At 66.4% G+C, this 11630-nt stretch carries 12 protein-coding genes and 1 CRISPR repeat array; of the genes, 5 read left to right on the top strand and 7 right to left on the bottom strand.

The window, feature by feature from the left end:
• Window positions 1-146 precede the first annotated feature (146 nt).
• Window positions 147-503, bottom strand: coding sequence for a Ku protein (locus tag AC0693_RS37215; RefSeq protein ID WP_478804396.1), 357 nt, complete (start codon window positions 501-503; stop codon window positions 147-149).
• Between the two features lie 111 nt (window positions 504-614).
• Complete coding sequence (locus AC0693_RS37210) at window positions 615-935, bottom strand: hypothetical protein (RefSeq protein WP_478804395.1); 321 nt, start codon at window positions 933-935, stop codon at window positions 615-617.
• Between the two features lie 303 nt (window positions 936-1238).
• On the opposite strand from AC0693_RS37210, the gene AC0693_RS37205 reads away from it, so the two are divergent.
• Window positions 1239-2624, top strand: coding sequence for a NucA/NucB deoxyribonuclease domain-containing protein (locus AC0693_RS37205; protein ID WP_478804394.1), 1386 nt, complete (start codon window positions 1239-1241; stop codon window positions 2622-2624).
• 52 nt (window positions 2625-2676) lie between these two features.
• Here AC0693_RS37205 and AC0693_RS37200 read toward each other — a convergent pair whose 3' ends face one another.
• Complete coding sequence (locus AC0693_RS37200; RefSeq protein ID WP_478742657.1) at window positions 2677-3126, bottom strand: hypothetical protein; 450 nt, start codon at window positions 3124-3126, stop codon at window positions 2677-2679.
• 430 nt (window positions 3127-3556) lie between these two features.
• Window positions 3557-4073: direct repeats of the CRISPR family, unit length 28 nt; unit sequence GTGCTCCCCGCCGACGCGGGGGTGATCC.
• Window positions 4074-4161: 88 nt separating this feature from the next.
• Here AC0693_RS37200 and AC0693_RS37195 point away from each other — a divergent pair.
• The 3 genes from AC0693_RS37195 (at window position 4162) to AC0693_RS37185 (ending at window position 6214) form a co-directional block, all read left to right on the top strand.
• Entirely contained in the window at window positions 4162-4461 is a 300-nt protein-coding gene (locus tag AC0693_RS37195; RefSeq protein ID WP_478804393.1) for a transposase, read from the top strand.
• Window positions 4458-4649 (top strand): hypothetical protein, encoded by a 192-nt coding sequence (locus AC0693_RS37190; protein ID WP_478804392.1) that lies wholly within the window; start codon window positions 4458-4460, stop codon window positions 4647-4649. Before AC0693_RS37195 ends, AC0693_RS37190 begins: the two co-directional genes overlap by 4 nt.
• A gap of 179 nt (window positions 4650-4828) precedes the next feature.
• Window positions 4829-6214, top strand: a complete 1386-nt coding sequence (locus AC0693_RS37185) for a hypothetical protein (RefSeq protein ID WP_478804391.1) — start codon at window positions 4829-4831, stop codon at window positions 6212-6214.
• A gap of 80 nt (window positions 6215-6294) precedes the next feature.
• Here the strand turns inward: AC0693_RS37185 and AC0693_RS37180 are convergent, their stop codons facing one another.
• The 4 genes from AC0693_RS37180 to AC0693_RS37165 form a co-directional block, all read right to left on the bottom strand.
• Window positions 6295-6807, bottom strand: a complete 513-nt coding sequence (locus tag AC0693_RS37180; protein ID WP_478804390.1) for a hypothetical protein — start codon at window positions 6805-6807, stop codon at window positions 6295-6297.
• Between the two features lie 92 nt (window positions 6808-6899).
• Entirely contained in the window at window positions 6900-8168 is a 1269-nt protein-coding gene (locus AC0693_RS37175; protein ID WP_478804400.1) for an IS256 family transposase, read from the bottom strand.
• 93 nt (window positions 8169-8261) lie between these two features.
• Window positions 8262-9110, bottom strand: a complete 849-nt coding sequence (locus AC0693_RS37170; protein ID WP_478804389.1) for an HNH endonuclease — start codon at window positions 9108-9110, stop codon at window positions 8262-8264.
• The gene (locus AC0693_RS37165) at window positions 9110-10663 is read right to left on the bottom strand and encodes an AAA family ATPase (RefSeq protein ID WP_478804388.1); all 1554 of its coding nucleotides are present in this window, start codon (window positions 10661-10663) and stop codon (window positions 9110-9112) included. Before AC0693_RS37165 ends, AC0693_RS37170 begins: the two co-directional genes overlap by 1 nt.
• Window positions 10664-10960: 297 nt before the next feature.
• Between AC0693_RS37165 and AC0693_RS37160 the strand changes: the two genes are divergently transcribed.
• Window positions 10961-11218: a hypothetical protein gene (locus AC0693_RS37160; protein WP_388276698.1), complete on the top strand. Its 258-nt coding sequence runs from the start codon at window positions 10961-10963 to the stop codon at window positions 11216-11218.
• The last annotated feature ends 412 nt before the right edge of the window (window positions 11219-11630 follow it).

The raw sequence follows: 11630 nt of genomic DNA, 5'->3' as shown, positions 1-11630 counted from the left end.
GTTCCGGCGCCGACGGCACCACGCGTTCGAACAACTCCCACAAGCCGTCCGGCACCATCCGCTGCACAAGCCCAGTCGTCACCACACCAGACTGCTGCAAGATCACACCAAACGAAATGGCGTCTAAGCAGGCTGTAGACCTTCCCCTACTCCTTGCCTCGCGGCCCGAGGTAGTAGGTCTTGTCGAAGAAGATCGGGTCCACGTCGGTAAGGTCGACGAACCCTGCGATCTCCAGCGACCGGGAGCGGCCCGGTGCGATCTCGTCCAGCTCCTTCGGCTCGACCAGGACGTACTCGATGCCGGTGTCGTAGCCCTTGACGATGTCGTCCAGCTCGACCTCCTTGCCGGTGCGCTCGTTCACCCGCTGGTTGCGGATCCGGTCGGAGGTGCCGCGCTGGAGCTGGTGGAAGTGGATGGTGTGGCTGCCGGTGGCCGTGTAGAGGCCCACGGGAAGGCTGACCAGCCCGAATGACAGGTTTCCGGCCCATACGGGACGAGCCATGATCGCCACCTGCTCCGCGACACCGTGGTCTTTCCAGCTGACGACGTCCGCCCGGTGTGACCGAGCATCAGAGTTGGCCAGCCGAGCACACCTGTTGGCCACAAGTGAGGATCAGCCCCGTCGGTCCTCAACCGTCCAGTCGTCTCCGAGCTCGCGACGCAACGCCTCCAGCGCCGTGTCAGCCTCACGCCGGAACGATTCCTGCTGCTCACAGGTCCAAGGCGAGGGGCCCGATGGGTGGTCCCAGTCGAGTGAGGACTGGTACAGGTCGGCAAGTCTCGTGAGCTCGTCGCTGGTGGTCGGAGTGACGGGCAGTCTCTCCAGGGCGCAGGGGCACCCGTAGGGGCTGTCGAGGTCGGGCATGCCCGACAGGCCTGGCCACAACGGAGTGTCGACTCCGTACTCGAAGAAGAACCGCAGGTGATAGGGCATGCCCCAGCCTTGCACGGCGCTGAGCACACGAGCGGCCAACTGAAATGCTCAGTGGTCAACTGTGGCGCTCAGTCACACCCGGTGATCGCATCCCTACTTCGGAGGTCGAAGACCAGTTGGTGGTCGGCGGAGGCGCTCAGTTGCTGATCAGCCACAGGACTCTCGACATCTCGCCATATGCAAGCCAAGCCCCCCGTATTAACTCATGCGTTCGATATGACTGGTGTGTTGGGCGAGAGTCGTCCACTGACTGTCTTTGGGGGAAGCATCACTTCCGTATCACGCATACGTCGCCACCTTGGCGTGTTAGCTGCCCTGGCAACGACCTTCGTCCTGCCCGGCGGCACCACGGCCGTGGCGGCCGAGGGAAACGAGCAGCTGACAGCCCGAACCTTCATGGTCGCCCCGGGCGTATCGACGCCATCGCTCGCCGAGCTCAAGGCCGGCACGGGGATGGCGCAATTGGCAATGGCCGCCGTACCGGAGAATGCTGCGACGACTCCCATGGAGGTGGTCGGGCCAGCAGCTTCCTACGGCAAGCGGGCCACCACCCCGGCTGCCGTCGCCTCAAGTTTGCAAGGTATGGCCACAGCGTCTATGGCGCCGACGGCGCTGTCCTATCCAGAGCCGGCACGGGCGGTGGCTCTGGCCGAATGCAAGCAGAACCTGGCCGGAGCCTCACAGGTCTACGTCAAATCCCGGTTCGCGGTCTGCACGGGACTGAAGGTCACGACCGTGTGGGAGAAGCAAAGCGGCGCGATGGGCACCAGCACGTACACCGTGTACGTGCGGGGCACGGTTCCCAAGGAAGCAGACCGCACCATGTACTTCGACTACGACGTCACCGACTTCACGGCGGTGGGCAGTACCGGGGTCTCGGGTCTGAAGATCGGCCTCAAGGGTGACATCGCCGCTGACTGGCCGGCGGCGGCAACTCCCGTTACGGGCAAGACCCTGCCCGTGACCAAGACCTGGCTGGAGATGCAGTCCAGCCCCCACTACACACACTCCGTGCGCTACGCCCCCGGGCAGGGCACGGGAGCTGGCGCGGCGGATGTGGTCGCGGCCGTCTACCAGCCAGAGGTCACTTCGACCCTTCCGGCGGGGTGGGTGGGCGAGAGCCCCAAAACCGGGAAGCCTTTCATGTTCGCCCCCCGGTGGGACTCGGCCTCCTATCTGCGCAACTCCACTGGTGCCGGCAATCCCGCGAACAAGGGTGGCGCGGCCTTCAGCATGATCGCGACCCTTGAGTACAGCTCGAAGCCGGGCGCACCGGAGCAGGCTGTGGCCGAGCACATCAAGCAGGCGTTCGCCAATCCGAAGGCGACTAAACCGCTCAATGCCTTGAAGAACGTGCCGGGTGACACGATTGGGGAGCCTTTGCACCGCCTGTTCCTCGACCAGAAGCGACTCGACCGCAACCGGGCTGTCTCGGTGCGGGAGTGCAAGCGCTACTGGGGCGCCAATTACACCGACGGCGGCAAGGAATGTGACGAGTTCCCCTTCGCCTCGACCTACGAGGGGTCGGCAATCGAGGAGTACGACGTCCACGTCGAAAGGAACAACTTCTCGGTCATGCCGATACCCGGAGACCAGAACGGAGCCGGAGGAACCCTTCTGCGTGGCTTCTACAACGCCAACCGCATGATCGACGGTCCCGAAGACGGCTTCATCGTAAAGATCAACTGACAGGCCAGTCGAAACCGGGCCCGGCACAGAACTGTGTGCCGGGCCCGCCCTGCTATCCGGCCTTCGGCCAGAAATCGATCACGTACCGCTCCACCCGGTACACCGCACCCTCATCCCGCGTGGCGCGCTCGACCTCAGCCCTCCCCGCACAGCGGACGCGAACCCGCCACATCCCACCGCGGCCAAGCCGGATCAGATCCTCACCACGGCCACTCCCCCACACCGCCACATCGCCCGAAACCGACTCGTAGTCGACCTCCCCCTGCTCATCCCACTCGCCTTCCTCCGCATCCGGCGCACCGTCCCATACACGGACCTTCACCGCCGCCGTATGCGTATGGCCGGCGCTGAACACGTCGAACCGGCGGACATGCCCCTGCAGGAACACACCCCAGCGCAACTCGTCCGGAAACGGCACCGGCACCACGGTGTCATCCGACTCCTGAAAGCCGAACGACCGGAACTCCACCCGGACATCCAGCTCCTGCTCCCCCACCAACATCGCCACACCCTGCCCCAATCCCAGAACCACCAATCGTCAAACAAAGACCGTAGAACACAAAAGTCCGCTCCCCGCCAGAAGCGCTCCTTGCCGACGCGGGGGCGATCCGCACGCACCACGTCACCGTCACCACCACCACCAACGGTGCTCCCCGCCGACGCGGGGCTGCCCGGAGTGGGCGTTGACGGCTGCGGACATGGCTTCTGCGGTCTTCGCCCCAGCCTTGAGGAGACGCTTCACAGCCGGGTATGGCAGCAGCGCCTCCTCTAACCTGCCCGTCCTCCCCCGCCTGCTCTACACGGACTCAATCAGAGTGCACCGACAACGCCTGGCCGGACATAGCCGTACTCTGCCCTCATGATGCGCACCCCCGCCGATCTGAATCTGGTAAAGAGATTGCAAACCGATTAGACAGATGCAGGTGGCGAAGCGTGCTCCCCGCCGACGCGGGGGTGATCCGCCCCGCGCCAGCGAGACCACGTCGTCCCACTCGTGCTCCCCGCCGACGCGGGGGTGATCCGTGTCGACCATCCCTGTCCAGCACGACGACGACGTGCTCCCCGCCGACGCGGGGGTGATCCGTCGGGGAGCCTATTCGGTGTGTTCCGTCAAGAGTGCTCCCCGCCGACGCGGGGGTGATCCGGAAGAACACCCCGTGAGCGCCAACACCCACACGTGCTCCCCGCCGACGCGGGGGTGATCCGTCGCCGATCAGCCGGCCGTCGGTCTTCAGCTCGTGCTCCCCGCCGACGCGGGGGTGATCCGGCGATCAGCGGGACCGGCCGCTTCGCTGTCCGGTGCTCCCCGCCGACGCGGGGGTGATCCATAGGCCTGGCCCAGCCCCTGCCCTATCTGCGAGTGCTCCCCGCCGACGCGGGGGTGATCCGGCATCGATCAGCGTTCGGATCTGGGCCGCATCGTGCTCCCCGCCGACGCGGGGGTGATCCGGTCGGGGCGGTGATCGGGCCTTGACCCCGGATCCTGAACACACGAGACACTGGATCCTGAGGATCTGAGAACGGACATCTCGTGGTCATGAAGAACTACCCGCCAGAGTTCAAGGCGGACGCGGTCGCGCTGTACGAGTCGCGGCCGGGAGCGACGATCAGGTCGGTCGCCGCCGATCTGGGGGTCAATCCGGAGACTCTGCGGAACTGGGTACGGGCGGCCGGGGCGAGTCGGCCGCGGGGACGCCGTGCCGAGGGGCCGGCCGAGGCGGCCGCGCCGCTGGAGGTGGAGAACGCCGCACTGCGGAAGAAGATCCGGGAGCTGGAGGAAGAACGCGAGATCCTTCGGAAAGCGGCGAAGTATTTCGCCGGGGAGACGCGCTGGTGAACCGCTTCCAGTTCGTCGCCGACCACCAGCGCCGTCACGGCGTGAAGCGGCTTTGCGACATCCTGGGCATCGCCCGTTCCAGCTTCTACTACTGGCGCCGCACTGCTGCGGACCGGGCAGGCCGGCAAGCGGCCGATGCCCTCCTCGCCCACCGGCCACACATCGCCGCGGCGCACGGCCTGCGCTGACTCACCGAGGCGGTGTGGCTACGACGTAAGTGAGAACAAGAAACGTGTGGAGGCGGGTTCTGTGAGGGTCCTAGCCTCGGCGGTGGGTGAACCGTTGCGACTTCTCTGCCGCTCACTGGTCCGTGAGGTAGTCGATCCGTCCGGCGGCGATCCCGCCCAGCACTAGAAGGAAGGCGACGATGGCACTCGTCTTCGACGTTTCCCGGCCAGCTACCCACATCGACCGGAAGATCCAACTCGTCCACGCCGTGTTCGGTGCCGACTCTTCCGATGAATCGATCTGGCTGGAGTGGAAGGGCCCTCTGGACCTGACGACCAAGGAAGGTCAATTCAGCGTCGCACGGGCCATTCTCGGGCTGGCCAACCGCATGCCGGACGTGGCTGCCCGCTTTGTCGGGGGTCACGGTTACGTGGTCGTCGGCGTCGAGCCGGGCAACGCCCCCGGCATCGCGGAGATCGACTCTGTCGAGCTGTACCGGAACACCGAGGCGTATTTGGGAAGGAACGGTACCGGCCCTGCCTGGCAACCCACTGTCTTGGCCGCCGTCGACTTCGGCGAGGGTCCCGTCCGCGTGCTCGTTGTCGACGTAGACCCTCCGCAGATGGGCGATCCCATCCACGTCACCCGCAAGGAGCACGTGAAGACGCTGGCTGCTTCCGTGCTCGTCCGCCACCCGGGACGCACTGACCGTGCGTCGCCGGAGGACATGGACAACCTGAATCGGCGCGCCGCGAGCCCCGCGCTGAAGTTGGACGTGAGGCTGGCGGCCTCGGACCCGATGGCTGTCGTGGACTGGGATGCACGGGCACGCACAGCGTGGTTGGAAGCAGAAAGGAACCGGTGCCACGAAGGTCTGATTGCGGCTGCGCAGGAGGACACGTGTGGGGATTTGCGTGACGCCGACAAGGCCGCTGACGTGAGTGAAGTGCTCCGCGGCATGCTGTGCGGCACGGACCCTAGGACGGCGGAGGATTATCTACGGGAGGTCGATCGCTACATCCGCCAGTGCGAGGGCCGGCTCAAGGAAGCGGCCGTTCGCGCGGCAGCAGGCAGGATCGCACCACTGCGCATTCGGGTGCAGAACCTGACGGTGCTCAATCTGAAGGACTTCCGAGTCAAACTGCGGCTGCCGTCACGGGTTTCAGTTCTGCTCCCCGTGTGGTCGAAGAACGCCGATGAGCCTCACTGCCGGATGCCTGACCCGCCCCTCCCGTTCGGAACCGGCCACCCCGGCGAGAAGCCCTATTGGCTGCTGCAGAACACCCCGTCTCCGTGGCTCAACGTTCGGCCTATCGGGCTGCTCAACCCCCCGAACGTCCGCCAACCGGAGATCGTTAGCACCAATGAAGCCACGACCGTCACATTCCAGGTCGGCCACCTGCGCCCCGAGGACGAGACTCAGGTGGACGACTTCATCCTCGCCGTCGCCGCTCCCGCGGGGGCAGTCAGCGCCTCATGGACCGCTACCTGTACCAACCACGATGCTGTCGTCAGCGGCACACTCGAGCTCCGGCCCGACGAACACGTCCTCTCGCTCGACGGGCTGCTCACGGACCGCGAATAGTCCATCGGCGCCTTCTGCCTCGTGGGCAGGCAGCACCCGCAGCGGCGTCGCACGGGGTGCAAACACAGTCAGCCCGTGAGCTAGGCCTCCAGCATGTCCCTCTCTCGTTGGTCCAGCTCGGACTGCACCGACTTCACGACGCCCATCGCAACGGCGTCGAGGTTCTCGCTCTCCAGAAGTCCGAACAGCTTCCCGCTCTGGACTCCGAGCTCGAGTTCCTCATTGGGCAGCGACCTCAGGGACCACCTCCGGCGCCGATCCGCTCCCTCCGGAATCGTGGCAGTCCAGTTCGTCAGATCCGGATCATCCAAGTGTTCCAAGACGTTCCGCACCTGGGCCAGAACCTCATCACGTGGCGGGATCTCCTGCCCTCTCTCTTTGGCGAGGCGCGCACGCCAAATTTCAAGCTGGTGAGCGGACCACACGAGAGTGTGATCCTCAGCCCACTGAACGCGGCTGTTCGCATAGAGATCATCCTCGCTGGGACTCCAGTCCTCGTTTCGCTCGAAGTTCCGTTGGTCCTTCGCATCCTTCGCGTGTATCGCTCGGGCGCGATCAGCGGCCCTGATCACGGCCTCCGCCCAGATGCGCACGAAGTGGAGAGCTACTTCCTCGGCCGTGACTTTCGACAGCTCGTTAGGGAGGGTCTGTAAAGTTTTCGGTGTAACTGGGTTGGTTTGTAGGTTCAGATTCGGTTGTTGGTGAGGCGTCCGTCGAAGGCGATGTCGAAGGCCTGGAGGGCTCGCTTCCAGCGGGTGGTCCAGCGTTTGCGGCCGGCGCCGGTCGGGTCCAGGGACATCACCGCGAGATAGACACACTTCAGCGCAGCGTTCTCCGAAGGGAAGTGGCCGCGGGCCCTGACCGCTCGGCGGATCCTCGCGTTCACGGACTCGATCGCATTCGTCGTGCAGACGATCCGCCTGATCTCGGCGTCGAACTGCAGGAACGGGACGAACTCCGCCCAGGCGTTCTCCCACAACCGCACGATCGCCGGGTACTTCTGTCCCCATTCTTCGCAGAACTCGAGGAACCGGCTGGTGGCCGCGTCCTCGGTCGGAGCGGTATAGACGGGCTTCAGGGCTTTGGCGATCTTGTCCCAGTCCTGGCGGCCGGCATAGCGGAACGACGCCCGCAGCAGGTGAACGACGCAGGTCTGGACGACGGTCTTGGGCAAGACCTCGCCGAACGCGTCGGGCAGGCCCTTGAACCCGTCGCAGACGAGCATGAGGACGTCTTCGACGCCGCGGTTCTTCAGTTCGGTCAGGACCCGGAGCCAGTGCTTGGCGCCCTCGCCTCCTTCGCCGCCGGCCCACAGGCCGAGGATGTCGCGGTGGCCTTCGGCCGTGACCGCCAACGCCATATAAATGGGGCGGTTGGCGACCTGGCCATCGCGGATCTTCACGTTGATGCAGTCGATGAACACGACCGGATAGACGCGGTCGAGCGGGCGGGCCTGCCATTCGGCCATGCCCTCCATCACCGAATCGGTGATCGTCGAGATGGTCTGCTTGGAGACCGCGGCTCCGTAGACCTCTGCCAGATGCGCGGAAATCTCGCCATGGGTCAGGCCCTTCGCCGACAGCGACAAGACCATCTCGTCGACACCGGTCAGCCGGCGCTGACGCTTCTTCACGATCTGCGGCTCGAACGCTCCCTCGCGGTCCCGCGGCACGTCGATCTCCACCGGCCCAACGTCGGTGACGACCGTCTTGGAGCGTTTCCCGTTCCTTGAGTTGCCGCCGTTCTTCCCGGCCGGGTCGTGCCGGTCGTAGCCGAGATGGTCCGTCATCTCGCCCTCGAGGGCGGACTCCAGCAGCCGCTTCGTCAGCTGCTGGAGCAGGCCGCCCTCGCCCGTCAGCTGCAAGCCCTCAGCCTGAGCCCGGGCCACGAGCTCGTTCAGGAACCGGTCATCCACGCCCGCCGAAGCGGCCTCCGCCTCGGACGGTGTGGCTATGTTCTCGCTGGTCACAGGTGCAATCCTCCATGATCGGAGGTACACCGTTTCTTTTACAGTCCCGCTGCCACCACCCCACCCACTCACAGCTGGTCAGTCGTCCCATTCGTTGAGGTAGCCGGATCTGACGTACCAGGGGCTGGCGGCCAGGGCTCGGTACAGCGCTGCCTGCCAGGTGTTGCGGTTGCCATGGCTGGCCGCACGGTGTTGCAGTTCGTCCACGATGGCCGCGTACGGCTTGCCGCGCAGGTAGTCGTTGAGCGCGGCAAGTTCGGTGCCGACCTGGGCGGAGTAGAGCTTGCCGAGCTTGAAGGTGCGGAAGTGCTGCTTCACCCGCGCGGTCAGTATCGGAGTCCAGTCGGGGTGGGGATCGACGTAGAAGAAGACGCCGGGCTCGGGTGGTGCGGTGAGGCGGGCGGCCAGCCAGGCGTGGCTGGTGATGTCGTCGAAGTAGGGGTGGAGGGTCTGTTCGGCGGCGCTGGCCGGCGCGTCTTCGCCTTTGGCGTGGTTGCAGGTCAGGCAGGCCGGTACCAGGTTGGCCGGGGTGACGGCGAGGAGGGGGTAGGTGGCTTTGGGCAGGTTGTGATCGAGGGTGTTGGCGTACCCGTGCCCGCACAGGGGGCACAGTCCCTTGGCGGCTGCCAGCAGCTGCTCGTAGAGGGTCCGTCCGACGCTGCGTTTGCGGGCCATGCGGGAGGTGTAGCAGCTGGTGAGGTCCTTGTTGGCGGTGGCGTCCTCGTCGTCGCCGTCGGGCTGGTTCTTCAGGTGGCCCAGGGTGTGCAGCGCCGCTGTGGCGGCGGCCTGTTCGTAGTCGGCCGCCGCGGCGGCGACCAGGTCCTCCAGGCCCTTCAGGCGTGCCTTGCTCTTCGCGGGACGGGTCTTCGAGATGCACGTGGTGTATACGGTGCGGGCGTCGAGGACGGGCTTGGGCAACGGCTTCATCAGGCGTCGTCCCCCGGCATGACCCAGGCTTCGTCGCCGAGGTCGCGGTTGGCGATCAGGGACCGGACGATGATGCGGGCTTCGCCGCCGAGGCGGCCGCCGAAGCGTTCCATGATGCTTTGGTAGGAGTGGCCGTCGTCGACGAGGGTGGCCAGTTCGCGGTGGAAGCCGGTGGCGGTGACCTCCAGGCCGAACACTTCGCGGGTCAGGACGCCGACGTTCTCGCCGAACGTCTCGATGCCGGGCGGGTCGGCCATGACGCGGTCGCCGTAGCGGCGCAGAATCCACACGCAGTGGGCGGGGACTTCTTGCAGGACCACCGGCGAGTGGGTGGCGACGATCGCCAGGCCGTTGCGGTCGGTGAGCAGGTCGGACAGGACGCGGATAAAGGCGGACAGCAGGGGAGGGTGGAGGTGGGTTTCGGGTTCGTCGAGGATCACCAGGGTGCGCTCGCCGACGTGTTCCACCAGCCGGGTCACCGTGAGCAGCACGACCTTGTGGCCGGAGCTGAGGGAGGCGAACAGCTTACGGGCCTTGGCGCGGCGGCGGCTGGCATTGTCGGTGGCCTGGAAGTCCTCCAGCCAGTCCTCGTCCAGGAGGCCGCTCCCGGCGTAGGTCAGGGTGTGCAGGGCGTTGAGCCAGCGCTGTGCCTGTTCGCCGGTGAGGCAGGCTTCGACGCTGTCGGCGAAGTCGCGCTTGAGCTGCCACTGCGATTTCGTGCGGGGGGTGCGGCTGGCTGAAGGGGCGCGCAGGCCGACGTGGATGGTGGGGAAGGACTCGTCGTCCTCGGGGAGGAAGGGCAGGTCGTCGAAGGCGCTGAAGGAGACGCTCACGAGGTTGGCGAAGGACCGGCTCTGGTCGCGGTTGTCCTCGATGACGCGGCCGACCGCTTCGGGGTCGGCGTTCGGGTCGGCAACGGCCCGGGCCACCCGGTTGAGGAGGACTGACTTGCCGGCGCCGTTGCGGCCGGTGATGACGTGGATGTTGCTGGAGGGGCTTGCTTCCGGCTCGACACGGAAGGACAGAGTGAGCCCGCCTTCTCCGCCAGGGGCCGGAGCGGGCGCCTGGTAGAGAACGTGGAAGGCGGCCAGGCGGTCCCCGCCGCGGGCGATACGGCGGAACTGCTCTTGCACCATGCCGATGCGGATGAACCGCAGCAGCGATGTCCGGGTGACGGGCTGGCTCATGGCGATGTCGAAGGCACGCTCGTCGAAGGCGATGTCCCGCAGCCCGGCCAGCACGCTGACGCGGATGCCGTCACCGAGCTGGCGCAGCCGCTCGTAATACGTGTCGTCCTGTCCGAGGGAGAAGAAGGTGTCGTCGAGTGCGGTGAACCGGGCTGGCAGGAGCATCCCGCCGTTCTCGTGTTCCGCCATGCCGCGATCGGCGATCTTGACGCTGCCGATCTCGTGCCGTTCGCCGTCGGCGTCGATGATCGTCAGGGTGTAGCGGGTGCGGTATCCGAAGTCGTCCCATCGGTCCGTCTCCAGGACGGCCGTCGGCCTCGCCGCCGCCGGGATAGGCGCGTCTGTCTCGACGACTATGAAATGCACAGCACTGTTCGCTTTCTGTTGGCCATACCCGCAGAAGTCCTCGGGCGGGACTGGCCGATCCTATGATCCACCCGTCACGGCACTGAAAGGTTTCGCCGACCCGCCGGTGGTACGGGTGTCTCGTCGAAGGGCTCGAGGGTTGCCTTTGGGGAGTCTGGCCCCTGTCGGCGGGGTTTTTGTCTGTGGGCGCCCCGGTTGGTGAAGTTGCGGTCAGAGGGCAGCGCAGGCCGATAGCATCCAACCGAGGGCGGGGTGCCGCAGCCTGAGCAGGCGCGGCAGAAGTTGGGGAGTGGGCGCATGGGCAATGTCTGGACGAGGCTGACTCAGGAAGCCGGCGAACTGGGTGGCCCTGACGCTCTGAGGGAGCACTACCGGACGCAGGGGCACAAGGAGGCGGTCACGTACGCGGCCCTCGCCGCTGCGGCGACGGGGGTGGCGTACGGGGTGAACCGGTACCGCAAGTACGCCCAGGACAAGAAGATGGATCGCCGAATCGCCGAATCGGAAGCCTCAGGAGCCCAGGCCGAGGTCGACCGGGGGCACTCGACCGTGTAGAAGGTGAGCCTCCGAGAAGGCCTGTCGAGCGACGGGCCCGTCCCTGCGCGTCGCTAGGGCGGGTGGAGGTCAGGTCGTCCGTAGCGCGAGGGTCTCGTCGTGAGCGGCGGCCACAGGGACGACGCAGGGCGGAGCCGGGGTGCAGTGTTCTAGCCCGGCCTCGAGGCGGTCCGGTCCCGTCGATTTCGCGGTTGCGGGGGCGGGTTGCCGATGGCCCGACGGGAGCCGAGGGAGCCGGGTTGCGGCGCGCTGGAAGGCCCGGGTGGTCGAGCAGCGCCGCTCGTCTCGCCCGCACCTGCGCCCCTGGCTTCATCGAACGCTCTTGGTGGCTCCGGCGGTGGGACTGTTCCGCCCGTACCCCGAAACAAGGAGGGCCCCTCCGGCCGCCGGCCGGAGGGGCTTCGAGTGGGCG

It is taken from the genome of Streptomyces sp. NPDC043876, assembly GCF_056435825.1.
Note: the sequence above shows the minus strand (reverse complement) of the source record. Positions and strands in the feature narration are given on the sequence as shown.

Excerpts from the sequence above, each read along its gene's own strand:
- AC0693_RS37215 (WP_478804396.1), bottom strand. The coding sequence starts at position 503 with ATGGCTCGTCCCGTATGGGCCGGAAACCTGTCATTCGGGCTGGTCAGC.
- AC0693_RS37210 (WP_478804395.1), bottom strand. The coding sequence starts at position 935 with ATGCCCTATCACCTGCGGTTCTTCTTCGAGTACGGAGTCGACACTCCG.
- AC0693_RS37200 (WP_478742657.1), bottom strand. The coding sequence starts at position 3,126 with ATGTTGGTGGGGGAGCAGGAGCTGGATGTCCGGGTGGAGTTCCGGTCG.
- AC0693_RS37195 (WP_478804393.1), top strand. The coding sequence starts at position 4,162 with ATGAAGAACTACCCGCCAGAGTTCAAGGCGGACGCGGTCGCGCTGTAC.
- AC0693_RS37185 (WP_478804391.1), top strand. The coding sequence starts at position 4,829 with ATGGCACTCGTCTTCGACGTTTCCCGGCCAGCTACCCACATCGACCGG.
- AC0693_RS37170 (WP_478804389.1), bottom strand. The coding sequence starts at position 9,110 with ATGAAGCCGTTGCCCAAGCCCGTCCTCGACGCCCGCACCGTATACACC.
- AC0693_RS37160 (WP_388276698.1), top strand. The coding sequence starts at position 10,961 with ATGGGCAATGTCTGGACGAGGCTGACTCAGGAAGCCGGCGAACTGGGT.